The 26,963-nt window shown below is 71.8% G+C and carries 17 protein-coding genes; 7 read left to right on the forward strand and 10 right to left on the reverse strand.

The window, feature by feature from the left end; translation table 11 throughout:
• Positions 1 to 104: 104 nt before the first annotated feature.
• The 4 genes from WMF22_RS46840 to WMF22_RS46855 all read right to left on the reverse strand — a co-directional run bounded on the left by WMF22_RS46840 (position 105) and on the right by WMF22_RS46855 (position 6,260).
• Positions 105 to 1,259 carry a hypothetical protein gene (locus WMF22_RS46840; protein ID WP_438033970.1) on the reverse strand — a complete coding sequence of 385 codons (1,155 nt, stop codon included), beginning with the start codon at positions 1,257 to 1,259 and terminating at the stop codon, positions 105 to 107.
• Positions 1,256 to 3,478, reverse strand: a complete 2,223-nt coding sequence (locus WMF22_RS46845) for a hypothetical protein (protein ID WP_438033971.1) — start codon at positions 3,476 to 3,478, stop codon at positions 1,256 to 1,258. Before WMF22_RS46845 ends, WMF22_RS46840 begins: the two co-directional genes overlap by 4 nt.
• A complete protein-coding gene (locus WMF22_RS46850; protein WP_438037338.1) occupies positions 3,475 to 4,920 on the reverse strand; it encodes a hypothetical protein in 1,446 nt (481 codons plus the stop codon). Before WMF22_RS46850 ends, WMF22_RS46845 begins: the two co-directional genes overlap by 4 nt.
• A 545-nt stretch (positions 4,921 to 5,465) precedes the next feature.
• A complete protein-coding gene (locus tag WMF22_RS46855) occupies positions 5,466 to 6,260 on the reverse strand; it encodes a hypothetical protein (protein WP_438033972.1) in 795 nt (264 codons plus the stop codon).
• Between the two features lie 354 nt (positions 6,261 to 6,614).
• Here WMF22_RS46855 and WMF22_RS46860 point away from each other — a divergent pair, with 354 nt between their 5' ends.
• A complete protein-coding gene (locus WMF22_RS46860; protein ID WP_438033973.1) occupies positions 6,615 to 7,196 on the forward strand; it encodes a hypothetical protein in 582 nt (193 codons plus the stop codon).
• Positions 7,197 to 7,382: 186 nt separating this feature from the next.
• The gene (locus WMF22_RS46865) at positions 7,383 to 8,618 is read left to right on the forward strand and encodes an STAS domain-containing protein (protein WP_437296311.1); all 1,236 of its coding nucleotides are present in this window, start codon (positions 7,383 to 7,385) and stop codon (positions 8,616 to 8,618) included.
• Positions 8,619 to 8,727: 109 nt separating this feature from the next.
• Here the strand turns inward: WMF22_RS46865 and WMF22_RS46870 are convergent, their stop codons facing one another.
• Both WMF22_RS46870 and WMF22_RS46875 read right to left on the reverse strand, forming a co-directional pair.
• Entirely contained in the window at positions 8,728 to 10,242 is a 1,515-nt protein-coding gene (locus tag WMF22_RS46870; RefSeq protein ID WP_438033974.1) for a type VI secretion system Vgr family protein, read from the reverse strand.
• Positions 10,243 to 11,124: 882 nt separating this feature from the next.
• On the reverse strand, positions 11,125 to 13,014 hold the full coding sequence (locus WMF22_RS46875; RefSeq protein ID WP_438033975.1) for a DUF2169 family type VI secretion system accessory protein: 1,890 nt from the start codon (positions 13,012 to 13,014) through the stop codon (positions 11,125 to 11,127).
• Positions 13,015 to 13,085: 71 nt separating this feature from the next.
• Between WMF22_RS46875 and WMF22_RS46880 the strand changes: the two genes are divergently transcribed.
• Entirely contained in the window at positions 13,086 to 13,424 is a 339-nt protein-coding gene (locus WMF22_RS46880) for a hypothetical protein (RefSeq protein WP_157907324.1), read from the forward strand.
• Between the two features lie 34 nt (positions 13,425 to 13,458).
• On the forward strand, positions 13,459 to 14,481 hold the full coding sequence (locus WMF22_RS46885; protein WP_438033976.1) for an aminoglycoside phosphotransferase family protein: 1,023 nt from the start codon (positions 13,459 to 13,461) through the stop codon (positions 14,479 to 14,481).
• A gap of 230 nt (positions 14,482 to 14,711) precedes the next feature.
• On the opposite strand, the gene WMF22_RS46890 is transcribed toward WMF22_RS46885, so the two are convergent.
• Positions 14,712 to 16,076 (reverse strand): hypothetical protein, encoded by a 1,365-nt coding sequence (locus WMF22_RS46890; protein ID WP_438033977.1) that lies wholly within the window; start codon positions 16,074 to 16,076, stop codon positions 14,712 to 14,714.
• A 289-nt stretch (positions 16,077 to 16,365) separates the two neighbouring features.
• Entirely contained in the window at positions 16,366 to 17,835 is a 1,470-nt protein-coding gene (locus WMF22_RS46895) for a cellulose binding domain-containing protein (RefSeq protein ID WP_438033978.1), read from the reverse strand.
• A 327-nt stretch (positions 17,836 to 18,162) separates the two neighbouring features.
• Between WMF22_RS46895 and WMF22_RS46900 the strand changes: the two genes are divergently transcribed.
• Positions 18,163 to 18,957, forward strand: a complete 795-nt coding sequence (locus tag WMF22_RS46900; RefSeq protein WP_438033979.1) for an ABC transporter ATP-binding protein — start codon at positions 18,163 to 18,165, stop codon at positions 18,955 to 18,957.
• 268 nt (positions 18,958 to 19,225) lie between these two features.
• Here WMF22_RS46900 and WMF22_RS46905 read toward each other — a convergent pair whose 3' ends face one another.
• Together WMF22_RS46905 and purN are read right to left on the reverse strand one after the other, a co-directional pair.
• Entirely contained in the window at positions 19,226 to 20,851 is a 1,626-nt protein-coding gene (locus WMF22_RS46905; RefSeq protein WP_437975464.1) for an NAD(P)-binding protein, read from the reverse strand.
• On the reverse strand, positions 20,848 to 21,570 hold the full coding sequence (purN, locus tag WMF22_RS46910; RefSeq protein WP_437296319.1) for a phosphoribosylglycinamide formyltransferase: 723 nt from the start codon (positions 21,568 to 21,570) through the stop codon (positions 20,848 to 20,850). Before purN ends, WMF22_RS46905 begins: the two co-directional genes overlap by 4 nt.
• Before the next feature lie 661 nt (positions 21,571 to 22,231).
• Here purN and WMF22_RS46915 point away from each other — a divergent pair.
• Entirely contained in the window at positions 22,232 to 23,056 is an 825-nt protein-coding gene (locus WMF22_RS46915; RefSeq protein WP_438033980.1) for a hypothetical protein, read from the forward strand.
• A gap of 192 nt (positions 23,057 to 23,248) precedes the next feature.
• Entirely contained in the window at positions 23,249 to 26,962 is a 3,714-nt protein-coding gene (locus WMF22_RS46920) for a protein kinase domain-containing protein (protein ID WP_438033981.1), read from the forward strand.
• Position 26,963: the final 1 nt, after the last annotated feature.

Below are 26,963 nucleotides of genomic sequence, written 5' to 3' on the forward strand. Positions count from 1 at the left end.
ATGTCGGGAGCCCTTCCCAAGGTCGCGCTCAGGGAGGGGGCGCCGTCTGGTACCTGCGGCCCGGGTGCGGAGTCCGGATAAGCGACGACGTCGCACGACCGGCATCAGGACATCAGGTCGAGCAGGAAGAGAGCATCCGCCCAGAGCGGCCAGAGCGTGCGGTAGGGGTGCGTCGCCAGCATGACACCGCCACTCGGCAGACGCCGCACGTGGTAGGGGGCGTGGCGCTCGATGAACTGGACGTGCTTGCGCGAGGTGACGTCTGCCTCGTAGGTGGGCGCGCCCTCCTTCGTGGCCGCGATGGTCTCAAGGGCGGCCGATTCGACCGACCGCCATGCGTCGTCCGGCAATGCAGAGGCTTCGAGCGCGTCGAGGAGCAGGCTCGGAGGCATATCAAGCGCCTTGATGACGGTTTCGCGCGTGAGCTCGGCGTCTCCCTCGGTGGCAGCGCGCGCTCCACGACGAACGGCCTCGGCGCGCGTCGGCCGCATGTCTCTCGATGCTGCTGCGGCCCAGTCCATCCGCATGTGCTGGCGCACGAGCTCGACGTCGCCTGCGATACCGACACGCGCCCCACGCGGAGCAGCGTCGATGCGCGCGCGCAGCGAGTCGAGCGACATGCCCGCCGTAGTCGGCGTTTTATAGCCCTCGTTCAGATGGACCCATGAGAGGGCGAGATCGCGCGCGATCGACGCGACGTCAGCGTGGTAGGTCGCGCATGTCTCGACAGGGGAGCCCCAGTCCCCGACACCCACGCATGCGCCGGTCTTCACGCGCGCATGCTCCTCCGGCGCGCAGAGGCGGATCAGGAGATCATCGATGTCCTGCTGGACTTGCATCGACGCGATCGCCGCCTCGATCTCCACGCCGCCCAGGCCCACGCCCAAGGCGATCTCGATGCGCGACGGGAGCACATCCCTCCGGTCGAACGGCGACCCGCGCAGAGGGCCGGATGGGTACCGGCGCTCGTACTCCTCGCCGAAGCACTCGATGCCGAAGCAGGACCAACGCCCAGATCTCAGCTGCACTCCGAAGTCCACGGAGACGTGCGTATTCGCAGCAAAGGCGGCACGTGTCACTGTGACAACCTCGTCGATGAGGATCGAGCGACGCCATATCCTGGCAGGAGTGTCGAGCGAGGTAATGTCGACATCGCAGCACCCCTGTGGGTGGACGAGGGCGACCAGGGCCGCCTCGAACGCCTCAACTCGGGCCGCCTCGTCACACCAGGCATAGAACCAAGGACCTGAATCGCTCATAGCTGGATGACCATCACCAGATTCTTGAACCCTTTGATAGTGATGCGCTCGCCCGTGCTCACCCTGAGCAAGTAGCCGTCCACTATCTTCAGATCCTCATTGTTGAGCGGCGCGCCCTTGGGCATGATCAGCTCGACCCTCTGAACATCTCCGGCGAGTCCCTTCTTCTTGAGTGCCTCCATTGCGTTCGTCAACTGCTTGAGTGCCTTATCGACGTCGATGCTCCCCTCCTCAATCGACTTCACCTCGGAGAGAGCGAGCGCGTTCCCCTTGGTGACCGACAGGAAATCGGGAGCCTTGGCAAGGTCGGTGAGAGGGGGTGACTGCTTCGGGATATCCAGCACTGTGCGCACGCCGTCATCCCCCACCCCGACGAGCGCCCGCCCGTCGTCCAGCATGAACTTGGCCGCCTTCTTCTCCATCGCGTCGAGCGACTTGCTCGTGACTGCCCCACGCAGCGTCTTGTACCAGGTGCGCCGCGGTGCGCGCAGGGCCGTGGCGAGCTCCTCGCCCATCTGCGCGATCTCCTCGGCAACGCGAATCGCATCCGGCGTCAGCCCGCCGGCGCGACGGACCGCGCGCCACATCGGCCCGACTGCCGCGAGCCCGAACCCCACCCCCGAGAAGATCCGCTCCTCGTCGCTGAGCTCCTCCCCCGACGGCAGGCACCACGCCTTGCCGGTGACGGCCTCGCACAGGTCGAGCGCCGGCCCCACCACCGGCACGAAGCCGACCCCGATGCGCGTCGTCGCGTGCACCAGCGTCTGCATCACCTCCGCGTACGCCCCGAACCCCTCGGCGACGGTCGACATCGCGCCCGCGAACGCGCTGATCGTCTGGTAGAGCTGCGTCTGCTCCAGGTCGAGCCCGTCCCCCGTCCACTGGTTCAGGCTATCCTTCATCTGGTCGGCGAGCGCGTCGAACCGCGGCTTCAGCACCGTGTCCACCTGCGCCCGCAGGTCCGGCGGGACGGGCGTGTCGATGAACCAGTCCGACGCATCCATGAACCGCCGCACGACCGCCGTGATCCGGTTCTGCGCCTTCAGGAACGCGTTGGTCTCCGCCAGTGACACGCCCATCCGGTCGCGCAGCGCGATCTCCAGCGCCGCGCTGTTGTCCCGCCACGCCCGCACGTTCGCCACGAAGTCCGCCCGCGCGACCACCACCCCGCCGCTCACGTCGGCCTCCAGCGCCGCGATCACGCCGTCCGCATACGCCGCGTACGGGTCTCTCCCCTCCTCGAACGCTCCCTCTACCTCGGCGATGTCGGGCACCTCGACCCACGGCACCTCGCTCTCCCCGAGCGCGTACGCCCACGGGTCGTCCGGGTTCCATCCCTCGGCGCGCGCGTCCTGCGTCGCGAGGTCCCCCACCTCGTCGGCCTGCGCGCCGAACTCGTCCATCAGCCGCGCGAGCTCGTCCTCCAGGTCGCTGACGCTCTTCTTCAGGTCGTCGACGAGCTGCTCCATCGCTGCCCGCGTCGCCGGGTCGACAACGTCCTCGTACCGGTCGAGGATCGCGTCGACGTCGGTCCGCGAGATCTCGTCCAGCGGCCGGCTCACCAGGTCGTGCAACTCGGTGTCGAGCTGCCGCAGCAGATCCATCCGCGCCCGGAGGTCCGCTATCTTGGCGGCGTTCCGGAGGATCGCCTCCATCAGCTTGCCGATGGCGACCTCCAGCTCCGCGATGTCGCGCGCGAGCGCCGGGTTGATCTCCGCGAGGCTGAGGTCGGCCACGGTGCTGCCCTCGAAGCCGGTCCCGTCGCGGCGGATGTCGAAGAGCGGCTTGTTCAGCCCGAGCGGTTCGGAGACGAGGTGCACCACCTCGCGCGCGTGGGTACACCAGTCGGAGCCGTTCGCGGTGTGTACCCTGAAGTGGAACTCGTTGGTGCCCGTGCGGAGCAGCACCGAGTCGAACTCTGCCTCGAACGTGTTGCTCCGCGAGCCGTCGCCGTGGGTCTGCAGCGCGCCCGGAACCCCATAGGTGGGCAGCGGCGTCTGGTTCACCTCGAAGAACGCGTCGCCCTCGGTCTCCAGCTCGGTAGACCCGCAAGAGTTGGCGTCCTCGTCGCTGCTCCACAGCATGCTGTACGGCGTGCGGGTGCGCGCCCACGCCGGCGACGGCGCCAGCACCGCCAGCACCGCGATCAGCGCGACGACCTTCTGGAAGCCCGCGGCGATCCGCCCGCGCAGCGTGACGAGATCCTTCGAGCGGCTCATGTCCCCTCCGCGCCGCGCACGGCGGCGTCATACGCGATCGCGGCGCCCTTCACGTCGCCCGCGTCGAGCCTCGCCTGCGCCGCGTCGAGCTCTGCCGCGCCCATCCCCTTCTCCCGCAGCGCCGCGAGGCCTGCCGCGATCTTCTGCGGCAAGCCCGTCCTGAGCTCGGCCTCCGCGGCGTCGAGCTGCCCTCGGAGCGTCGCGCACCCGGCCTCTCGCCACGAGGACGGCGCCGCCTCGCAGAGCGGCCGCATCTGCACCAGCGCCAAGAGCTCCCCGCACCGCTCGGCCAAGAGCGGCAGCCCGAGCTTCTCGCTCATCGGCGGCGCCGCGGCGAGCGCCGCGACCCGCGCGCGCGCTCCCTCGCCGAACACCTCCGACGCCTTGCGGCTCCGCGCCCGCGCGATCGCCTCGCGCGCCCCCTCGTCCCTCTGGAGTGCGACGAGCGCCTGCCGGCGCAGCGCGATGCCGCCGAGCAGCGCCGTCGCCGTCGCGTCGCTCCGGCCGACCCGCCGCTGCACATACCCGAGCATCGCATTCAGCGACCGCAGCGCCCCCGACGTCATGTCCGGCGGCGCCGCGCCGTGCGTCGCAAGGAACTCCCTGTGCGGCGCGAGCGCCTCCTCCGACGAGACAGCGAACGCCTGGAGCTCCGCCGCAAGCGTCATCACCTCCGCGGCGAGCTCGCCCGGCGCGCGGCTCGCCTCGCGCGCCGCCGCGAGCACCGCCTGCTCCACGCCGTCGAGCTCGTCGATCGCCGATCGCGACGCCTGCGCCGAGAGCGCCGCGTACGCCGCCGTCTCCGCCGCCTCGGTCGCGCGGTAGGCGGCGAAGCGCGCCGCCGCGCCCGCGTACCTGGATTGCAGCGGCGCGCCCTCGTCCCTGGCTCGATCGAGGATGGCCTGCACGGCGGCCATCGCCAGCTTGTCCGCCGCGATCGCTGCGGCGAGGGGCCCCCGCTCAGCGCTCGCCTTGCCGGTCATCGCCTCGTTGAAGTTGTCGGCCGCATGGATCGGCTCTGCCTGGAGGGCCTCCTCCTGGCTATCCCTGATCAGCCGGAGCAGCTTACCGAGCTCGCCATGGAGCGTCGCCCGGAGCGACTCGGCGTGCTTCTTCTCGTCGCGCACATAGGACACGACCCGATCGATGGTGTCGAACCAGGCCCCGAGCTCCGCCTCGTTCGCGATGAGCTCCTCGGGCGTCACGCGACCCGACCACCGCGCCCACATGAATATCGGCAGCTCGCCGTCCGCCTCGGCCTTGTTCCACGCGCTGGCCGGGCCCTCGCTCGCGTCGACGCAGTGCTCGACGACGCCGGTATTCGGAATCGCGCAAATCCTCCCGCTCAGGGGTTCGTCGTCGCGATCCCACAGGCACCCGGGCACGGTCGCACCAAGCACCAGGGCGGCAAGAGCCGCCGCAACGATCGTCGCCAATCGCACCGTTCTCATCTCATTGCCTCCACCCCACGACTTTTCTCGCCCGGGCACGCTCGCCCGCCCCTTTTTCAGGCGCAAGCGTCCTCACGAAAGCGATAGGACATTGCGCGGCCGTGGATCGCGCCCTCGTGCGCCATATCGTCCGTCGCCAACGCAAGGACCGTCGCCGGACCGGGGAGGTGTCCTCCGGTGCATCCGACGGGAGTCTGTGGTGACGCCAGCGCCGTCCACCGAAGCGCAGGGGACGCAGGGACGTGTGGGGCTCGCCGCAGCAGCCCGTCCACAAGCGACGAGCCCAGGGCGAGACGACGCAATAGCCGCTCCACAGGCGGCGAGCCCAGGGCGAGACGACGCTGGAGCCGTGGGAAAGGCGAGGGGCCGGCGGCCCCGGAGCCGCCGATCGCTTCGGAAGGGTTGCGCCCGCGGCGACGGCCGCGGGGAACGGCTCGGAGCGCGCTTTGCCGCGGGATCATCGCGTTTCCCGGCCGTGGCAGCGCGAGTTGGGGAGCGGAGGGGCCGCTTTCAGGCTCGGCCCGCGCGGCCGGCGGTCAGTCGCCTTCGAGCGCTGGAGGCGATGCGGGCGAGGCGGGCTCCTCGGGGGGCGGCGCGTCGTCCTCCTCTGCCGCGGTCCGTCCGGGCCTGCGGCCGGAGGGGCGCACCTTGGCGGCGAGATCCTCGAGGCCGGCGAACGTGAAGCTCGCGGCGAGCAGCGTGGCGCCCTGGCCGAAGCTCTTGTCGCTCTTGCGCATGGCGCTCTGCTTCGCGCGCAGCGTGGCCTCCTTCTCGCGCTCCTCGGTCGCGACCTTCGCGAGCGCCTTCTTCAGCGCCGGCAGCTCGGCCGCGATCTCGTCGGCGAGCGCGGCGCGATCGAGCTTCATCGACGCGCGCCTCGGCTTCGGGAGCTTGATCTCCGCGTCCCGCAGGGCGCTCGCGACCCGCTCGCCGGCCGTGACGAGCACGGAAGGGTCCTCGGCGACGGCCCCGTCCAGCAGCAGCTTGCGCAGGCCCGCCGGCCCGAATGCGGCGTCGACGGCGGCGCGCCCGTCGACGAGCACCGAGCGCAACCGGGCGGCCGCCTCGTCGCGCGCCTCGCGGGGCGCGGCGTCGTCGGCGAGCTCGCGCTCGTGCGCGTCGTCGGCCGCCACCAGCGCGGCCGTGTCCGCGGCGAGCCGGCGCGCGACGAGGCGCATGAGCAACGCCACGTCGGGCATCTTCTCGCCGGACCTCAGGCAGGGCGCGAGCTCGGCCGCAATGCCCTTCGCGATCTCGTCGGCGTGCGTCTCGGCCGACGCGGCCACGGCGCGGCTGGACTTGTCCCTGTCGGTCACCAATTTCGACGCCATCCATCCCTCCTTGTCGGGGAACGCGGCCGGAACGGCCGCAACATGGCCCGACAGGCTCGTTGATCCGCGAGCGCATCGCAAGCGCCGGCGAGCGCCGGAACGATGCTCGCCGCCACCGGCTTTGGCTCCTCGGAGCGCGCGGTCGCGACCCGTGGCGCGCGGCTCCGCGGTCGCGACCCGCGGCTCGAGCTCTCTCCATACTTTGCACCGGCGCTGCGTTCACCTCCCTTCGCCCGTTCCCCGCCTGCTCCGGCGTCGATATCCCACCTGGCGTTTCCGGGTGGAATGGCTCCCCCACCACGCCTCGGTATCGACGCGAACCCGCTGCTTTCGTTACGCTTCCTGATCCGGCCCATGACTCGTCCCGAAGATGCTGCCCGGAAGAACATCGACGAAGCGCTGACGACTGCCGGCTGGGCCGTGCAGGACAGGCAGGCGATGAACCTCGATGCGGCGCATGGCGTCGCCGTCCGGGAGTTCCCGTTGAAGCGCGGTCACGGCTTCGCCGACTACCTGCTTTACGTCGGCGGCGAGGCGGTCGGTGTGATCGAGGCGAAGGAGGTCGGCACCACGCTCACCGGTGTGGAGGGGCAGATTGAGAAGTACTCCGCCGGGCTCCCGGACCTCCTGCCGGCGCCGGTGCGGCCGCTGCCGTTTCTTTACGAGTCCACCGGTGTCGAAACGCCCTTCACCAGCCGGCTCGACCTTCGTGCACGACGAGGGCAAGCTCCGTTTCGCCTTCGACAGCGACTGGAAGATCCTGAAATGGGACGACCACGGCGCGTATGTCGTCCAGACCGGCCCAGTCCATGGCCTCGTGGTCACGAACCTGCCGTGACGCGCTCCCGGCATCCCCGGCACCGCACCTCTCACCACCTCTCCCGCTCCGGTCGACGCAAGCGGCGCCTCGCCGTCCTCGGGCCCACCTCGCCGTAGCTCATTCAGTGGCGAGCCGGCTCACCGTCTTGCCGCGGAGCGCCCGCCACGCTAGCGCTAGCGCCCCCACGCCGTGGCGCGTTTCTCCCGGCTCAATCGCATGACGGCCGCCAGGGAGCTCTTTCGCAGCCTGCTCCGTTCACGATACACTTATCCTTCTCTGTTCTCTGAGGAGTCGTGAGACTGATGGAATCTGCCTCCAGTGTGTTGCTCGGCGAGCTCTTCGCCCGCTCTCCCGATCTGCTCTTCATCGCCTCGGCCGACGGAGCGCTGCTCCACGGGAGCGGCGGACTCCGCGAGGCGCTGGGCCCCGGGGTCGAGGGGGGCGCGCGCCTCGCGGATCTCGCGCACCCGGACGATCGCGCCGCGCTCTCGGCGGCCTGGTCGTCGCTCCTTCAGAGGGACGAGCCCGTCTCGTTCAGCGTGCGCCTGCGCGACGGCGGCGGCGCCTACCGGCCGCTGTCGTGCAGCGCCAGCCGGTCGTCCGACCGGAGCGCCGTCCTCGGCTCGCTCCGCCCCGCGCCCGCGGCCGCCGCCGCGACGCCGGTGACGCCGGTGACGCCGGTGACGCCGGTGACTGAGAACGAGCTGAGCACGCTCCGGCTCAAGGCGCGCCTCCTCGACGGGCTCGTCGAGCACGTGGATCCCATGACGGTATGGGCGCTCGACGGCGACGGCATCTACGTCTATCACGACGGCAAGTCGGTCGCGAAGGCCGGGTTGAAGCGGGGGCAGCACGTCGGGAGCAGCATCTACGACCTCTATGCGGCCACCCCGGAGGCCGCCGCCGACATGCGGCAATGGTACGACGGCGAGGTGCGCCGCGGTCGCGGCGAGGCGCACGGCGCCGACTGGGACACCTGGCTCATCCCGCTCCGCAGCGAGCCCGGCGGCCGCGTCGACGGCGTGCTCGGGGTCTCGCTCGACGTGTCGGACTCCAGGCTCGTCGAGAAGGAGCTGCGCATCCAGCTCGACCAGATCGCGGCGCAGCAGAAGGTGATCCGCGATCTCTCGACGCCGATCATCGAGGTCTGGGACGGCGTGCTCACGCTCCCCATGGTCGGCACGGTCGACAGCGTCCGCACCGCCGAGGTCATGGACAGCCTGCTCGCGCAGATCGTCGAGAAGCGGGCGCGCTTCGCCATCCTCGACCTCACCGGCGTCGAGGTCGTCGACACCCGGGTCGCGAGCCACCTCATCCAGCTCATCACCGCCATCCGCCTCCTCGGCGCGGACGGCATCGTCGCCGGCATCAAGCCGACGGTAGCCCAGACCATGGTCGCGCTCGGCCTCGACCTCACCCAGCTCAACACGCAGCGCAACCTGCGCGCCGCGCTCAACTACGCCATCCGGGCCATGACAGGCGCCCAGGGCGCCTCCCACGGCGCGAGCCCCGCGCCCGGCAAGAAGCCCGCTCCCTGAGCGGCGCCATCGCCCGCCGCCCGGGGGGGCCGTGCGCGGCTCACTCGTCAAGAAGCCCGCTCCCTGAGCGGCGCCATCGCCCGCCGCCCGGGGGGGGGCCGTGCGCGGCTCACTCGTCCACGAGATCGAAGACGATACCTCCCTGCGTCTTGATCCGGTGAGTCGACCGGTTCGCGCTGTTGACCGGTGAGGGTGTCAGCGGGTTGGGCGCGGCGCCCACGATGACCGGCCGATCCGGGTCGCCGTTCACGAAGGCGATGAGCACCTCGGTCCCCGGCTTGAGCGGGAAATGCGTGCCGTAGTTCGCTCCGGCGTGGTTCTGGAGCATGCGCACCGGCCTGGACGTCAGGCCGCCCGCAGCCCCCGTATCGAACAGGAACCGGACCATGTACCTGCCCTGATCGTCGATCTGCGCGTTGTTGCCCCCGCCCCCCGGCCCGGCGTCGACGATCCCCGTGACGACGCCGCCGATCCGGGGCGTCGGGGTGACGCGCGGCGGCCGGTACGTGTTCTTGCCCGGGATCGCGCGGAAGGTGTTCACGTAGCGCCGCGGCTCGTCTCTGCCGGTCAGCAGCGTCGCGCGGTGCTCCACCTCGACGAAGAGCAGGTCGAGCGACTCCAGGTTCGGGTGCCCTTCCAGCGTCGATCGCGCGCCCGCGCCGAGCCCGCACACCGCGCTCCTGCCCGCGTACACGAGCTGCGTCGCCTGCCGCTCCTCGGCCCGGACCTGCGCCAGCGCCTTCCCCTCCGCCGGCGTCTTGTAATGGCCGCCGTACTCGACCACGCCCCCCGCGTACCCCGCGGGGAGGACGTGCTCCGCCGTCAGATCGAGCATCGGTTGCCGGTAGTTGTAGTCGCGGGCGACATACACGCTCGGCACCAGCCGCGATCTTGCCTCGAGCTCGAAGACGTCGCGCGTGTCATTGTTCTCGCGGAACTGGACGGACTCGGCGCCGGCCGCGGGCTCGAAGCCGGCGCCGTCGGTGAAGACCATCGTGTCCTGCCCGTCCTGGTGCTCGAAGAAGAAGCTGATCCCGGCGTGCTCGGCCAGGCGGCTGATGAAGGCGAGATCGGTCTCCTGGTACTGCACCACGAACTCCCGCGGCGCGTACGTGCCCGTCAGCCTGAGCGCCACGTCGCTCCCGCTCAGGCCCACGAGCTCGAGCTTCTGCTTGATGAGATCCGGCACCGCCTTGTTCATCGAGGTCTCCGTGGTCTCGACCAGCGCCAGCCGGTAGGCGCGCGGGACGATGTGCAGGCGGTACGCCCGGTGGTCGCGCAGGTTCGCGAGCATGTCGTGGACCTCCGCGACCATCCCGTGGACGCGCCGCACCTCGACCCTGTTCTGCTCGAAGACGATCGCGACGCTCTCGCCCGTGAAGGTCTGCCCGTCGACCCCGGCGTCGCTCGGACAGACCACCTCGACGTCGAACGTGAAGAGCTGGGAGATCGCTTCGCGCCCCGACAGCCTGCTCACCTGGAGGAGGTCGGACGAGAAGCCGGAGAGCTCGAGTCGAATGTTCAGCAAATCGGCGAGCCCGCTCGCCGTCCCCGTCGATCCCTCCTTCGTGACCTGGGAGAGGGTCTCCTGCCGAGGGGCGCCCGAATCGGCGAGCCTGCTCACCGTCCTCGTCGATCCCTCCTTCGTGACGTGGGAGAGGGGCTCCTGCCGAGGGGCGCTTGAAACGGCGAGCCTGCTCATCGTCGTCGTCGAACCATCGTTCGTGACGGGGGAGGGGGTCTCCTGCCGAGGGGCGTCTGAAACGGCGAGCCTGCGCACCGACTTCGTCGGTTCAAGTTTCGTGGCGTGGGAGAGGGTCTCCTGCTGAGGCGCGTCTGAATCGGCGAGCCTACTCACCGTCTTCGTCGGTTCAAGTTTCGTGGCGTGGGAGAGGGTCTCCTGCTGAGGCGCGTCTGAAACGGCGAGCCTGCGCACCGACTTCGTCGGTTCAAGTTTCGTGGCGTGGGAGAGGGTCTCCTGCTGAGGGGCGTCTGAAACGGCGAGCCTACTCACCGACTTCGTCGGTTCAAGTTTCGTGGCGTGGGAGAGGGTCTCCTGCTGAGGGGCGTCTGAAACGGCGAGCCTACTCACCGACTTCGTCGGTTCAACGTTCGTGACGTGGGAGAGGATCTCCTGCTGAGGGGCGCCAGAATCGGCGAGCCTACTCACCGTCTTCGTCGGTTCAACGTTCGTGACGTGGGAGAGGGTCTCCTGCTGAGGGGCGTCTGAATCGGCGAGCCTGCTCGCGGTCCTCGTCGGTTCATCATTCGTGACGTGGGAGAGGGTCTCCTGCTGAGGGGCGTCTGAATCGGCGAGCCTGCTCGCGGTCCTCGTCGAATCATCGTCCGTGACGTGGGAGAGGGTCTCCTGCTGAGGGGCATCTGAATCGGAGGGTCTGCGCGTCGTCATCGTCGATCCATCCTTCGTGACGTGGGGGAGGGGCTCCTGCTGAGGGGCGCCTCGCCCGCGGGCGCCCCTCACGCTCGTCGATGCGGGCTCGGCGAGCTACCGTTTGCGATCGAAGCGTTCGTAAAGGCTCCTCCTCAAGGCGGGGGAAGGGGTCGGCAGCGCGGGGCGCTCGGGCGGTGGAGGCGGCGGCCTGCGGGGCGGCGGGGCCGGCGGCGGCTCGTCCGCCTCGGGGGAGCGCGCAGGCGAGGCGCTCAGCGTTGGCCTCGGCGGGGGAGGCGGCTCCGGCAGCAGCGGCTCCGGAGGTGGCGCCGCCGGCTCAGGCGCCGGGAGCGGCGCTGCCGCCGTTTCTGGCGCTTCCACGGCGGCTGGCACGAGCGCAGGGGGGGCCGCGAGCGCGCCGGCGCCGGAGGGGCCGGGCGCGCCGGCGACCGGCTCCCAGTCGTCTTCCATCGCGAGCGCGAGCGTGCCAGAGCCCGCGCGCTCCTCCGCCGTGACCGGCTCCCGGCTGATCATCGAGGGAGGCAGCGCGCCGCCCGGGGGCGCCGGCTGGAACGGGAGCGCCGGCTGGTCCGTCGCGCCGGCGTCCTCCTCGGGCAGCAGCGCCAGCGTCGCGGCGGGAGACCCCTTCGGCCCTTCTTCCACCGAGGAGATCGAGAGGGTCCCCGTGTCGACCCGCGGCCCCTGCGCGCCCTCGGCCGGCCCGGCGATGTCGCCGGGAGCCGACCCGGGGCGGAACGGCGTCGCCGCCGCCGAGGCGAGGGCAGCGGCCACCGCGCCAGCGTCCGAGAGGCTCACCGTGCGCGCCCCGGCGGCCGGCGCGGCCTGGGTCGCGCCCAGGGGGTCGCCGCCGTCGCCGTCGCCTCCCACGCCGCGCGCGCGGCCAGCCGCGTCGGCTGCCTTCGCGGGATCCTGGGCCGCGGCGCCCTGCTCCGCCGGCCTGTCGGGCCACTCGAGCGGCTCGCCGGGGAGCTCGACCCCCGCCACGAGGGTGGCCGCCGCGAGCGCGGCCTCGCCGGGGACGACCAGGCTGCCCCGGAAGACGAGGGTGCAGCGCTGCTCGTCGCCGTCGATGCGCAGGATGTCCGCGTTCAGCTCGAGCGGGTGGCCCTCGCCCACGCCGAAGGCCGAGAGGCCGTGGACGCGCGCTCGGCCGCGCGCCCCGGGCAGCCGCGTCCGGAAGCGCGGCAGCGTGGGGTGGAGCCCGTGGAGCTCGATCCACTCGCCGCCGCGCAGGTAACGCGTCCGCTGATCGGGGGGCGCCGCCTGGTAATAGGCCCACTCGAAGGGATCGGGGATCTCGGCGATGGCGGCGTCGAGCGCCTTGCGGGGCGTGGCCCCGAGCAGCCGCCTGCGCGCGGGCCAGGCGCGCGCGATGGGCCCGAAGCCGGCCGCGCGCGCCGGCTGGAGGGGATCGACGATGTTCGCCTCGGGCTCGGACGCGTCGCCCGTCCCCTGCACGCCGAGGAAGTTCTCCTGGTCGTTCTCCCCGCGGAGCGCCCGCTCGTACACGAGCGGCATCCGCTGGAACCCGGCCCTGTCCTTGACCAGGAGCTCCTTGTCGAGGAGGGGCCCGTCCTCATCGGAGATCGCGAGTCGCACGGGCAAGGCGTGCACGGGCGCGCCGGGCGGCGGCGCGTGGGCGTGGCCGGTAAAGAGCACGTCGGCGCGCTCCAGGTGCGGCGCCAGATCGCTCGTGAGCCGGACGCTCCGCCCAGGGTTGTTGCCGTGATGGACCTCCCCGTGGACGACCTGCTGCGGCTCGACCCTGGGCATCTCCGTGTCCGCCGCGAAGGCGAAGGTGGCCTTGACGATGACGGTGATGTGGAGCTCGCCCCGGCTGCGCCACGCGACGGCGGCGGCTGCTGCTCCGTTCAGCGGCGTGACCCTCACGGGCCCGGTCGCGCCGGCCGTCCCACGGTTCATCGCGCCCTTGTCCGCGCCCTTGTCCGCGCCCTTGTCCGCGCCCTTCGCCGCACCGTTCGCCATTCCGCGGCGTTATAGCACGGCTCTCGTCACGAACTTGCCGCCGCACTGCGCCCATGCCACCCACGGCGATCATGAAGCCGGCTGGAAACGCTCGTGCGCTGGGATCGGCGCTCGCCCTCCTCGTCATGATTGCCTCGTTCGGCTGCGACACGGTGGCGACGCTCGTCGCGCCCGCGGTGCCGGTGGTCATCGAGAAGGCGACCGCGCCCGGGGAGCCGGCCGCGCCCGAGGATCCCGCCGCGCCCGAGACGCCCGAGAGCCGGAAGTGCTGCTTCCGGAGCGGCGAGGGCGCCGCGAAGGTGTGCGAGAGCCAGGAGCGCTGCTGCTCCGGCAGGTACGACCGCAGCGCGTGCGAGGACTCGGGCGGTCTCTGGTTCAACAGCGCCGACGGCTGCGCCGGCGCCTGCTGAGCGTCTGGCTCGCTCCGCCGGCGTAGGAAAGGGAGTGCGCGAGCTCGACACCGATGCCCTGCTCCGGCTCGTGCAGCGGGCCACGGGCCATGTCCCGTCGTCGATGGTCCCGCTGCGCGGGGGCGTGTCGTGCCGGCGCTATCTGCGCGTCGTGACGCCGGCCGGGACGGCTGTCGCGATGTTCGCGCCGAGCGCGGGGGCCGACGGCGTCGCGGTCGGCGCCGCTCCCCCGCGGTGGCCGTTTCTCGAGGTGCACGCGCTCCTCCGCGAGCGCGGCGTCCGGGTGCCGGCGCTGCTCGCCGAGGACTGCGAGCACGGCCTGCTCCTCCTGGAGGATCTCGGGGACGCGACGCTCTCGGCCTTCGTCGAGCGCGCGCCCGCCCGCCGCGCCGAGGTCTACGCGCTGGCCGCGCGCGATCTCGCCCGGGCGCAGCGGGCGCTCGCGGCGCTCCCGAGCGGCTCGATCGTCGATTCGTGCGCGCTCGACGAGACGCTCCTGCGCTGGGAGCTCGACCATTTCCGCGCGTGGGCGCTCGACGCGCGCGGGCTCCGGCTCGGCGACGCCGCGCGGGCCGAGCTCGACGCCGTCTCGGAGCGCCTCGCCCGGCGCATCGCCGCGTGGCCGCGGGGGTTCGTTCACCGCGATTACCAGAGCCAGAACCTCATGGTCGTGGACGCGGCGGGCGGGGGCCTCGAGATCGCCTGGCTCGACTTCCAGGACGCCCTCCTCGGCCCGCGCGCCTACGATCTCGCGGCGCTCCTCAACGACAGCGCCCAGGACCTGGATCGCCCGTTCGTCGAGGCCCGGCTGGACGACTATGCGGCCGCCGCCTCGCTCGACAGGACGGCGCGCGACGCGCTCGGCCGGGAGTTCGATGTGCTCACGGTCCAGCGCAAGCTGAAGGACGCCGGGCGCTTCGTCTTTCTCGACCGCATCGGCGTGGATCCTACGTATTTGCGCTACGTCGAGCCCGCGCTCGCGAGGGCGCGCGCCGCGCTCGCGAGGCTGGGCGACGACGAGGACATGCGGGTGCTGGCGCGGCTCATCGCGTGGTGAGAGAGAGTTGGACGCCAAAAGACGCCAAGAGACGCCAAGAGACGCCAAGAGACGAGAGAAAAGGGGGCGCGTGGTCCTCGGAACGCCCTATCGACGACCCTGGCTATCTTGTCGCGAACAATCCTGTCTCTTTTCTGGCGTCTTCTGGCGTCTTCTGGCGTCTCTTGGCGTTTGAATCTGACATGCCTGGTCGTCGGCCGGCCGCATCTCGGCCTCGGGTGCTGTGCCGCTCAGAGCTCCGACTCCTCCAGAAAGCGCTGGAGGAACGTGACGGCGGTCTGCTCCCCAGCCTCGGGGAAGCCCCCGAACATCGCGAACTGGTGCCATACCCAGTCGGCGTTCAGATAGGTATCCTTCTCGCTCGCCTCGAGCGAGGAGCACACGTGATCCCAGCGCGGGTTCGCCCCGGGGAGATAGCCGCTCTTGTCGGGCGGCAGGCTGGTCAGGCGCGCTTCTTTCGAGGGGCCGGGGAGCTTCTGCTGGAGCGCCGCGTTCGCGTCGAGCTGGTGGCCGCCGGTCATCCGCAGGCGGCGCGAGGCGTCGCCGCCGAGCCAGCGCACGAGCAAGGCCTCGTTCTTGGCGATGCCGCGGGCGTCGAACGCGAACACCTCGCTCACGCGGTCCTTGTTGGCCGCGAGCGCCTGCCACAGGGCCAGCCCGCCGGCGCTGAAGCCCGCGAGCCCGAGCTTGCCGAGCCGCGGCCCGCCCTGTGCCGCGCCGATCTTCTGCGCGCCGCAGAGGAAGCGGAGCGCCGCCTCGGCGAGACCGGGCAGGCTCGCCGTCGTGGCGGCGCCGAAGCTCGCCCCGCTCGGCCACGGGTGCAGCATGACCACCGCCCTGCCGCTCGCAGCGAGCGCCTCCTCGAAGCCGCAGCGGACATAGACCCAGCGGGACTGGTCGCGCGGATCGCGCTCGAACACGTCGCGCGCCCAGAACGACGCCCCGGGAGACGGGTCGGGCGCGAGCAGGTATCGATTCAGCCCGAACATCTCGTGGCGCTGGTCGACCCGGGTATAGGCATACCCTTCCGGCCGGTAGAACACGAGGGCCGAGATCCCGCCGTCCGGCGGCGCATTGCAGGCCTCCGGGATGCTCGCGAACCAGATCTTCGGATCTCCCGCGGTGGCGCCGAGGACCACGAGCTCGGTCCCGGGCCGGTGCTCGCGCCGGTACTCGTCCGCATACCCGGCGTAAGCCATCCAGAACGGGGTGATATCGACGAAATCCGTCCTGATCTGGGCGAGCGCGAGGCCGGGCGTCGATTGCACGTCGATGAGCGGGTGAGCCTGCCCGAGCGCCGGGTCAGGGGCGGGGCTGAGCGCCGTCCCGCCGCTCGCCACGTCGAACGCCTGGTCGACCGACAGGACCTCTTCCTCCTGGGCGGGGACGTCCTCGAAGGCGTCGAACGCCGCCGAGAAGCGCGCGCTGAGCGCGACGCGCGACGCCCCGGCGGGGATCACGAACTCGCGCCGCCCCGGGCCCGAGCCGGCGAGCGGCAGCGGCGCGTCGTCGGCCGTCGCCTGCACGTCGGCGAGCGCGTCCGGCAGCAGCGGGCTGCCCGCATTGCGCCAGGTGACCCGGAGCCTCAGCGCCATGCGGCGCCCCGGATAGGAGGGCGCGCCCCGCCAGGAGGGAGCGCGGCGGCGTGGAGGGGGTCGACCGGGCCATCGCCGGCGAAGGGGGAGCGCTGCGGGGCGGAGGACACGGGGCGCCTACGGTACCAGAGGGCGCGGCCCGCGGGCGAGCGCGACCGGGCGCGGACGCCGCGCGGGGAGCCCAAGAGGGGCTCTTCCCGTGTCGTTCGGCCGATCCTGCGGGCCGGCGCGCCGCGCCGCCGGAGGCTGTGTCGCCTCCTCGGCTGGCGCGGCGCCAATCGACTGGCGCTCAGCGGTTGCCGTTCGCGCAGTACCCGAACTCGACGTTCGTTCCAGGCTTGATCTTGGCGTTCCAGTTCACGCCGGTGAACACGAAGTCGGTGCCTTGCTTGACGGCGTTGGTGTTCCAGAAGTCACGGAGCGTCGCGCCGTTCGAGGGCACGTAGAGCTTCCACGTGGTCTCGCCGCTGTCGTTCTTCGTCAGCTTGATGTTGTTGCAGTAGCCGCCCGTCCACGTCGAGTTGGGGGTGATGCTGACGGTGATGTTGCCGCCCTCCACGCGCACGCCGGTCCCGGGGTTGCCCCCGCCGCTGCCGCCGCCGGTGCTGCTGCTGCTGCTGCTGCTCGACGAGGACGTGGTGGTGCCTCCGCCGCCGCCGCCGCCGCTGCCGGAGGTGCTGGAGCTGGAGCTGCTGGAGCTGGAACTGGAGCTGCTGGAGGTGGTGCTGCTGGAGCTGGAGCTGCTGCTGCCCTTCACCCGCGCGATGAAGCTGTCATAGCCGGCGACGTCGCCCGTCTGGGAGAGCATGACGATCGCGACGCCCATGTCGACGGCCTTGGCGACGTTGCTCTCGTTCAGCCAGGTGGAGTCGACGTTGATCGGGCCGCCGCCGAACGTGTACGCGTCCACGATGACGAGCGGCAGGCTGAGCGCGGTGGTGATCTCCTTGTAGGTGAAGTTGTCGATCTTGCCCGTGGTGAACGGGAATTGCTTGCCCGTGAGCCCGACGTACTTGACCACGCTGCGATCCCAGCCGTCGTAGAAGTCGCCGACCGACGACGCCCACTTGGTGGCCGACGGGCTGAACCACGGGCTGAAGTCGATGACCACCTTGCACGAGGGGCAGCCCGACTTGATGGCGCCGAGGATCTGGTTGATGAAGCTGTCGGACTCCGTCTCCGTGAGCGCGTTCTGCTGCGCCGTCTGCGAGAACTGGTACCAGTCCGGCTCGATGTGGATCAGCGCCTCGCGCCCTCCGAGGGCCCCGTTGATCCCTGCCGCCGCCTTCTGGTAGGCGCTCGCCATCGAGGCGATGTTGGCGCGCACGTACGCCGCGCCCCTCTGGCACAGCGGAGCGCCGCTGTTGCCGTCGCAGTCGTTCTCGGACCCGAGCCCCTTCTTCGTCATGTCCGTGGCGATGTAGCCGAAGAAGTAGGGGGTCTTCCCCGCGTTGACGATCTGCGTAAGCTTGTTCTTATGGGTGCTGGTGAAGCCGCCAGATTGCAACCAGTCCCCGACGGCGACCACATCGACGTTGGCGGGTCCGGACTGGGGCGGCGACCAGGTCTGGCTCCACTGCGGAGCGACGCCGAAGCGCATCTGCGATGCCGCCGCGGCCGCCGCTGCCTCATCGGCGAAAATCTCGTCCTCTTCGGAGGCGCTGGAACCATCGTCCGCGACAACGATGCACCCGCCGACAGCGGCGAGCAGGCACAGAGCTGCCCCAGCACCGAAAAGCGAACCCTTGATCTTCGTCATTGTCAATCTCCAAGTGACCGAGCGGCTCCGCGCCGCATCGGATTTTTCCACTCCCGAGTGCCAGCATCGGCTTGGCACGGGGCGCTTGTTGAAAGGAAGGTTCGGAGAGCGTTGCAACGGCCGGGCCATCGTCTCTCCAGAGCGGAGAACGCCGGTTCACGGGCGCATTCCGACGGTGCCTGTCCGCGAGAGATGGAGAGTGGGCCGATGGAGTGGATCGCCGAACCGGGGCACGGATGATCCACCGCGAACGGCCTGATTTCTCGGTGCGGGACGCCGGCAAGCGGGTAGTCTGCGCCCGATGAACCAGGACCGTGGAGTGGAGCGATGAGCGCGCCCGCGCTCATCGAGATCGAGGACGCCGAGGTCTTCCGCGGCGACACGCGCGTCTTCGAGGGGCTGTCGCTGCGCATCGAGCAGGGCGAGAACACCGCGATCCTCGGGCCCAACGGCGCCGGGAAGTCGACCTTGCTGCGGCTGCTCTCACGGGAAATCTATCCGGTCCACCGCGAGAGCTCGCATGTACGGATACTCGGTCGCGAAAGGTGGGAGGTGTCCGCACTGCGGCGCAGGTTAGGGCTCGTGTCGTACGAGCTGCAGATGGCCTATCCCCGGGGTGTGCGGGGCTCCGACGTGGTGCTCTCCGGCTTCTTCGCGAGCGCCGGGCTGCACGAGCACGAGCCGGCGACGGACGCGCAGCGCCGGCGCGTTGAGGAGGTGCTCCGTGACCTCGGCGTCGCGCACCTCGGCGAAAAGCCCATCGCGGAGATGTCCGCCGGCGAGCAGCGGCGCTGTCTGCTCGGGCGCGCCCTCGTGCACGACCCGGAGGCGCTTGTGTTCGACGAGCCGACGACGAGCCTCGATCTGAAGGCCGCGTTCGAGCTCATCGATCTGCTCAGGCGCCTCGCGCGGCAGGGCAAGACGCTGATCCTGGTGACGCACCATGTGCAGGAGATCCCGCCGGAGATCGGGCGGGTCGTCCTGCTGCGGAGTGGCCGCGTCTTCGCCGATGGCCCGAAGCGCGCGGTGCTGACCGACGACAACCTGTCCCGCCTGTTCGACGTGCCGCTCACCGTGGTCGAGCGCGACGGGTTCTTCCAGGTCTTTCCCCGATCTCTCTGAGACACGGAGTCTCGCCTTCACGCCTCACCCGCTTTGCAAGACGCACGGTTCGTCCTCTGCGCAGTGGAGAGATCCGAAAACGGTAGGCCCCCAGAGAGGGTGTTCTCGGCGCGGGGTGGGGGATGGGCCGATGTTTGAGCCTGAAACACGAGCCATCCGGCAACGCCGGGTGGCTCGTGTTTCAGGCGAGTTCGGCGGGGCCCCCACCCCGCGCCGAGAACACCCTCTCTGGGGGCCGGGCAGCCCTGCGAGGTCCGCCACCCGCCCGCTATCCGATCTCCACCTTGCTCCACATGTCCCGCCGCATCCGCTCCTTCCGCCGGTCGGTCCGGGTCACGAGCCGGGCGGCGCCCCAGGCGGCGAGCAGCTGGCCCTCCTGGCCGAGGCCGGGCAGCACGCTCCGGCCGACGAGCAGCGTGCGCTCGATCGGCCCGCGGATCGGCTCGCCCGCGAGCCCGAGGTAGCCGGGCGGGTCGACCTCGAGCTGCCGCACCATCGGCTCGGCGCCCGGGGCGGCGCCCTTCAGCGCGGCGCGCTCGATGAGGCGGCGGCGCTGGCCGTCGTAGAGCCACACGGGCAGCCCGTCGTGCACCGAGTCGACGAGCACGAGGTGGCGCTCGAGGAAGGGGAGCTCGGCCGTGAGCGCGTCGAGCACCGCCTGGCGCGCCTCGAGCAGCGACAGCGGGCCCCGGTCGGGGAGCAGGATCTCCGCCACGAGCAGCGTGTCGGTCGAGGGAGCCGGCAGATCGCAGCGCTGGAGGTGGACCACGGGGCGCCCGGGTCCGGTCGGCCGCGTCTGCCGCGGCGAGCTCGGACGGCCCCCGGAGGCGCCGTCGCTCGACACGCGCGGCGGCGCGGGCGAGCGGCCCGCCGACGCGGACGGGAAGGGGAACAGCAGCGCCTCGGGGCCGAGCGGCTCGGGCAAGCCCTCGCGGCGCACGATGAGCGACACGACGAAGCGGCCGATCGACGAGGTGATCCGCGGCCACTCGCGCAGCGCGCGCTTGTGGATGCCCTCGCCGCCCGAGAGGCTCGCGAGCGTCTCGCCGTCCATGTCGGTGATGACGAAGCTGCTGCCGTTCGGGTGATCGTCGCCGTCGAGCACGACCCCCGCGGCGGTGCCGCGGCGGACGTGGACCGACGCCGCGCGCTCGTCGAGCAGGCAGCGGCCGCCGTGGGCGAGGATGCGCTCGACGAGGAACTCCTCGAGCTCCTCCTCGCCGCGCGGCAGCATCATCAGCCCGCGCGTCCACGCCCCGTGCAGGCGCGCGACCGCGAACGGCGGCGGGAGCGCCGAGAGGTCCGTGGCGAAGAGGACGGACTGCGTGACGATCGAGCGGAACAGGTGGCCGCGCGGGAACTCGACGAGCAGGTCGGCGTCGGGCTCGGCGCGCGCGTACGGGAGCATGCCGGCGTAGCGCGCGGTCTCGCGCCGCTCCCAGAAGGTGCCCGGCGGCCAGAGGGCGTCGTGCGAGAAGGCGTCGTCCGCGGCGCCGTTGACGTGGGCGAGCTCGGCGTAGAGCTCGTCGACGACCCGCCGGAGCTCGGGGAACTCGCGGTCGATCTCGCGGCCGAAGAGGACCATGTCGGGCGGCACGTCGAGGCGCCGGCGTGGCGCGACGGCCTGCAGCATGGGCATCGCCGGGACGATGCGGCGCTTCCATGTCTGCGACTGGGCGAGCTCGACGAGGAAGCGGCGCCACGCGGGCGAGGGCTCGGCGAGCATCGTGAAGGCGCGCCGGCGGAGGACGTGCTGGTCGAGGCGGTAGGTGGGCGGGCGCTCGCCGTGCCCGACGACCATCACGGTGAAGTCGCGGCGCGCGAGGAGCGCCGCGGCCGTGAGCGCGCCGATGGACCGGCCGAGGACGATGACGTCGTAGTGCTTGTGGATCACGCCCCTTCCCCGACTTCTCCGACTTCGCTGACCTCCCCGGCGCTTCCCCGCGCGCGGCCGCTCTGGGCGAGCCCGAGCGCGGTCTCGACGCCGGCGAGCGTCGCGCGCGCTCGCCCGCCCGGCACGTCAGGCGGCGCGATCTGGAGGCGACCCTCGGCGATCCACGAGAGCGCGCGGATGAGCAGGGCGTGCTCCTGGACGAGGATGCGCGCGGCGAGCGCGTCGCGGTCGTCCCCGTCGAGCACGGGGACGGCGGCCTGCGCGAGGATGGGCCCCGTATCGGTGCCGGCGTCCACGAGGTGGACCGTGCAGCCGGTGACGCGCACGCCGTGATCGATCGCCTGCTGCTGGGCGTCGACGCCGGGGAAGGAGGGCAGCAGCGACGGGTGGATGTTCACGACCCGGTGCGGGAAGGCGTCGAGGAAGGTCGTCGTGAGCAGGCGCATGAAGCCCGCGAGGACGACCCAGGTCGCGCCCGCCTCGCGGAGGGCGTCGACGACGGCGGCGTCGAAGCTGTCGCGATCGGCGAAGTCCCGGTGCGCGATGACGCGCGTGGGGACCCCGGCGCGCTCGGCGCGCGCGAGGCCCTCCACGTCGGGCCGGTTGGACAGGACGAGCCGCACGCGGGCGTCGAGGTGGCCGGCGGCGATCGCGTCCAGGATCGCCTGGAGGTTCGAGCCGCGGCCGGAGATGAGGACGCCGAGATCGAGGGGGGGCATGGGGGGCAGATACTACGGCGGAGGCGGGCGCGGGAGAGATCCGGGGCGGAAGCGGCCGCCCGGGTCCGGCGATCGCGCCGCGAGGCCCGTTTCCATGGCCGCCGAGCGCGCGCCGGGTGACGCGCCGGGCCATCGCGCGAGCAGGCCGGGCCCGAGGGCGCGGGTGGGACGGCGGGCGCGGATCCGCCGCGTCGCCTCGGCCGCCCGGGCTCGGCCTCGCGACCTGCGCCCCTCGGCACCCCGTTGTTCGCGAAGACTTCGGCGTTGTCTGGAGAGCGATGCTTCCGGGGGCGCGCCCTGGTCATTCGATCGCGACGATCGCCCTCGAGCGGTCTCCGCGTGACATGTCACGGTGAAAGCGTGACAGCGACCGTGACATGTCACGCCCTCGATCGTGATATGTCACGGTCACGCGTCTGGCTGTACCGTCGCGCTCCTCGGCCCGGCGCGCGCCATGAGCCGCCTATTCCGGCCTGAATCTGCTGTGCCGGCGCGCCGTCCGACCGCCCCCGTCGTGTGCCGACCCTCCGCTTCGGTAGCTATCCACCGCATCTCCGCCCATGGCCGTCACGGAAGCGAACGCCCACAAGGTGGCATGCGCCTTGCTCGACCGAGCTGGCTCGCCACACACACGAGCTTCTCATTGCTTGGAGGTAGACAGATGGTCAAAGAACTCTTGATGAAGGGACTTTTGGCCCTCGTTGCGATCGGCGCCAGCGGCTGTATCGCGGGGGCTGGCGAGGAAGAAGATGACAGCGAGGAGACCAGCGTTGCCGAGCAGCCCCTGGGTTGGGTGAGCGGGGGCATCTGGGTGGCTGGCAGCGGGCCGGTGGACATGGGCGACGCCTCGAACAGGACCTGCTTTCTGACAGGGATCATGGGGGACTTCGAGTCAGGTAGCGAGTGGGTGCACACAACCATCTCGGGTGGGCGATGGTACCTCCACGGCAACAACACGCACGGCAGCGCCCGCGCCATGGCCACCTGTGTCTCTTCGACCCTCGGCAGAACGGCCGAATTTTCGTGGTCGCAAGGCGATGCCGGCGTCGATCTCGGGTTGGACACCACGTCTGCCGGCCTTCCGCGGGCGTGCTTCCTCACACGGATGGGCGGAGATTTCAACGGCATGAACGAGGGCGTGTCGGTGCTTCGGGTTTTCGGCCACTGGATCCTGAGCGGCGTCTCGAGCAGCACAGGGGTACACGCCAGGGCGCGCTGCATCACCGTCTCGTCGATAACCACTCAACTGGCGCTCTCGGACGAGCTCGGCGTCCCTGCAGAAGACGACCCGACCTACGAAATGCTGACGCCGGTGGGCGACTTCGACACGCAATGCATGCTGACGCGCGTCGCGGGCGAGTTCAGCAGCAACAACCAGGAGGACCACAGCATCACCATCTGGCGGCACCAGGAGCTACACGCCCAATTTCTCAGCGTATGGACGACGAGGAGCCGGATCCAAGGCCGCGCGCTCTGCGTCAGGTAGGTTGACCGAGCCCCGTTGCGGCGTCTGCACGCGAAGCGTGTACCTCCGCTCACGGACGGTGTCGTTGACGTGCTGCACGCAGCGGCGCAGGCCATCCGGCGTCTCGTGGCGCGTCGTCGCCCTCTGAGCCGCCCCGAGCGGTCCGGCAACCTACCATCTTCGCGCCGCTCGGGGTAGGGTGGCGGCGCCACGATGTCGGAACGCCCGCCTGAGCCGACCCTTACCGCCGACGAGGCCGCGAAGCACCGGGCGAGGTCCTACCTCGGGCGGGTGATCTCGAAGCGCTACCGCATCGACGAGGTCATCGCGATGGGCGGCATGGGCGCGGTCTACCGCGGCGAGCACGTGCACATGCACAAGCGCGTCGCGATCAAGATCCTGCACCCCGACACCGAGCGGCTCCCCGAGCTCGTGCAGCGCTTCGAGCGCGAGGCCATCGCCGGCGCCCACATCCAGCACCGGAACGTCGCGACCGCGACCGATTTCGGCGAGGCGGAGGACGGCTCGTTCTTCCTGGTCCTCGAGTACGTGCGCGGCACGACGCTCCACGAGATCATCCGGCGGGGGCCGGTGCCCGCCGCGCGCGCCGCCCTGATCGCCAGGCAGCTCGCGGCCGCGCTCGACGCGACCCACGCGATGGGCATCGTCCACCGCGACGTGAAGCCGCGCAACGCGATGGTCATCGAGCCGCAGGGCGACCTCGTGAAGCTCATCGACTTCGGCCTCGCGAAGGTGAGCGTCGATCAGCTGCGCCGCTCCGTCGCGTCGCCCGAGTCCGCGCGGGCGGGGGCCGACTCGCTCCCGGTCCGGCTCACCACGGCCGGCGTGATCTTCGGGACCATCGCCTACCTCGCCCCGGAGTCGGCGCTCGGGATGGACTTCGTCGACGAGCGCGCGGATCTCTACGCCCTGGGCCTGATCTTCTACGAGATGCTGGCCGGCAAGCACCCGTTCCTCGCCAAGGATCCGGTCGAGCTCTTCAACCAGCAGCGGAGCGCGCCCGTGCCGGCGATCGCCGCGCACGCGCCCGGCGTCGTGGTCCCGCCTGCCCTCGAGGCGGTCGTGCGGCTCCTCCTCGAGAAGAATCCGCGCGCCCGCTTCGGCACCGCGGAGGAGCTGATCGCGGCGCTCGACGACGCGTGCGCCACGTCGGGGATCGCGGTGCACGAGCCGCGGGCGGAGATGTCGTCGAGGGGGGAGATGTCCTCGAGGGCGGAGATGACGTCGGTGCCCGCGATCGGGGACGCGGCGCGCGTGCCGAGCAACCGGCCGCCCGTGCCCAGCGCGCCGTCGCGTGAGCTCGAGGCGGGCTCCGGCGGCTCCTCGGCGATCCTCCTCGGCGATTCGTGCCTGGTCTCGCTGGAGGACGTCGCGGGCGCGCTGGCGCCGGCCGGGAGCGGCGCGGGCGCGCCGGAGGCAGAGCGAGCGCGCGCGTCGAGCGAGCCGGGGGAGGGCCGCGCGGACAGCGTGGAGCTGGCGGGGATGACGGCGGCCGTGGAGCCGGCGGCGGCGGCCGTGGAGCCGGCGGCGGCGGCCGTGGAGCCGGCGGCGGCGGCCGTGGAGCCGGCGGCGGCGGCCGTGGAGCCGGCGGAGGGCGATGAAGACGACGAGGACGCCCTCAGCCACTCGCGGCCGACGCCGGTGCGCAACACGCCGACCCTCGTCGCTGAGCTGACGCGCGACTCGCGCCCGACGGCGATCGGCGGAGCGGCGTTCATGGCGCAGATCGCCTTCGCGCAGGAGGCCGCCAGGGCCGACGCTGCCGCCGCGGCCGACGACTCGAGCGTGCCGGAGGACGCGCGTCCGACGACGGTGGGCGGCGCGGCGCTCATCGCCCAGGCGGCTTTCGCTCGCGAAGCAGCCGGCGGTGGCGCGTCTTCCGAGACCGATGACCCGCGGCCGCCGCGCGAGTCGTGGCAGCTGCTCGACGCGGCGGCGCCGTCGCAGGAGCCGGCGCCGTCGCAGGAGCCGGCGCTGCCGGTCTCGACGGATCCATCGCCTGGGGAGGCCGCGCGGTCCGCCGAAACGCCTGTGGCGACGGCGGCAACAGGATTCAGCGCCCTACGGCTGTCGCTGGACGATCTCTTGTCGTCGCCGGGGCAGCCGGAGCGTCGTCCGGTAGAGCCCTCGGCGAAGGAGCCGTCGCCGTCGGGCGTGGAGGAGCCGTCATCGCCTGAAGCGGAGCAGGCGCCATCGAAGCCGCCGTCAGCGGAGCGTGCGTCATCGAAGCCGCCGTCGTCGCCTGCGGCGGAGCGTGCGTCATCGAAGCCGCCGTCATCGCTTGCGGCGGAGCGTGCGCCATCGAAGCCGCCGTCGTCGCCTGCGGCGGAGCGTGCATCATCGAAGCCGCCGTCGTCGCCTGCGGCGGAGCGTGCGCCATCGAAGCCGCCGTCAGCGGAGCGTGCGTCATCGAAGCCGCCGTCCACGTCCGCTGTGGAGCCGGTGTCCGTCGCGAAGCCGGCGTCGTCGAGGCCGCCGTCGTCGCCTGAAGCGGAGCAGGTGTCATCGAAGCCGCCGTCGTCGCCTGCGGCGGAGCGTGCGTCATCGAAGGCGCCGCCCGCGTCCGCTGCGGAGCCGTCGTCGCCTGAAGCGAAGCCGGCGTCGTCGAAGCCGCCGTCGTCGTCTGCAGCGGAGCAGGCGCCATCGAAGCCGCCGTCGTCGCCTGCGGCGGAGCGTGCGCCATCGGAGCCGCTGTCCGCGCCCGCTGTCGAGCCGGCATCCGTCGCGAAGCCGGCGTCGTCGAAGCCGCCGCCCGAGGCCGGCGCGGAGCCGGCGCCATCGCCGTCGCCCGCGCCGTCCGTGAAGGCGCAGCCGCCGCAGAACGAGCCGGCTCCCGTGGCGTCCGCGTCGCCGCCGCCGGACGAGCCGCCCGCAGAGGATGCGGCGCCCGTCTCGGAGCCGACGTCCGAGCGGATGAGCGGCTCGCGGCCAGCCTTCGCCCCGACGCTGCTGCGGGAGCTGGAGGCCGCCGAAGCAGAGCGCGTCGCCCGCGAGCGCGAGGAAGAGGCCAGGCGGAAGCTCGCCGAGGAGGCAGAGCGCGCCGAGCGCGAGCGCGAGGAGAAGGCCAGGCGAAAGCGCGAAGCCCGGGAGGCTCGCGCGTCGCGGCTGGGCCCCGAAGGCCTCGGCGGCCGCGTGGGCCGGCTGGCCCCGTACCTGGGCGGCGGCCTCCTCGCGGCGGCCGTGATCGCGGCGCTCGCCGGCGGTGGGCGCGCCCCGCCCGAGCCGGAGCCCCAGCTCGGCTCCGCGAGGCCCCCCGCGAGCGCGCTCGCCACGAGCGAGCCGGCCCCGGCCGACGCCGCCACCGTCCCCGAGACCCCCGCGCCCACGGCGCAGGCGCCCGAGGCCGCTGCGCCGGCGGCGCCCGACCCGCCGGCCGAACCCCCGCCCGATGAAGCGGCCCGGAAGGCGCTCACCGACGCCGTCAGGGCGCGCCGGTGGGTGAAGGCCGCCGACGCGATCCAGCAGCTCGCGGAGCGCGATCCGACGGCGCTCCGCGAGCGCGCGCTCGCGATCGCGGCGCGCAACGTCGCCATCGCGATCGCGAAGACGGGCGAGCAGCACGCCGACAAGGTCTTCGACGCGCTCTCGAGCCGCTTCGGGAACGCGGGCATCGACGTGCTCTACGAGATCGTCGAGACCCGCGGCCGCTCCACGCCGGCCACCCGGGCCGCGAAGCTGCTCCGCGATCCGGAGATCGCGGCCCGCGGGACCCCCGCGGTCCGGATCTCCTTCGAGCTGCGCGACGCCACGTGCGGCGAGAAGCTCCCGTTCCTCGAGCGCGCCGTCTCCGAGGGCGACCAGCGCACCCTCGTCGTGCTCGAGACGACGGTGAGGCCCTGTTACAAGAAGAGCCGGGCGATCGACGAGGCGATCAAGAACCTGCGAGCGCGGCTCGAAGGCGGCTGAG

This window comes from Sorangium sp. So ce204 (genome assembly GCF_051526795.1).
Lineage (GTDB): Bacteria > Myxococcota_A > Polyangia > Polyangiales > Polyangiaceae > Sorangium > Sorangium cellulosum_B.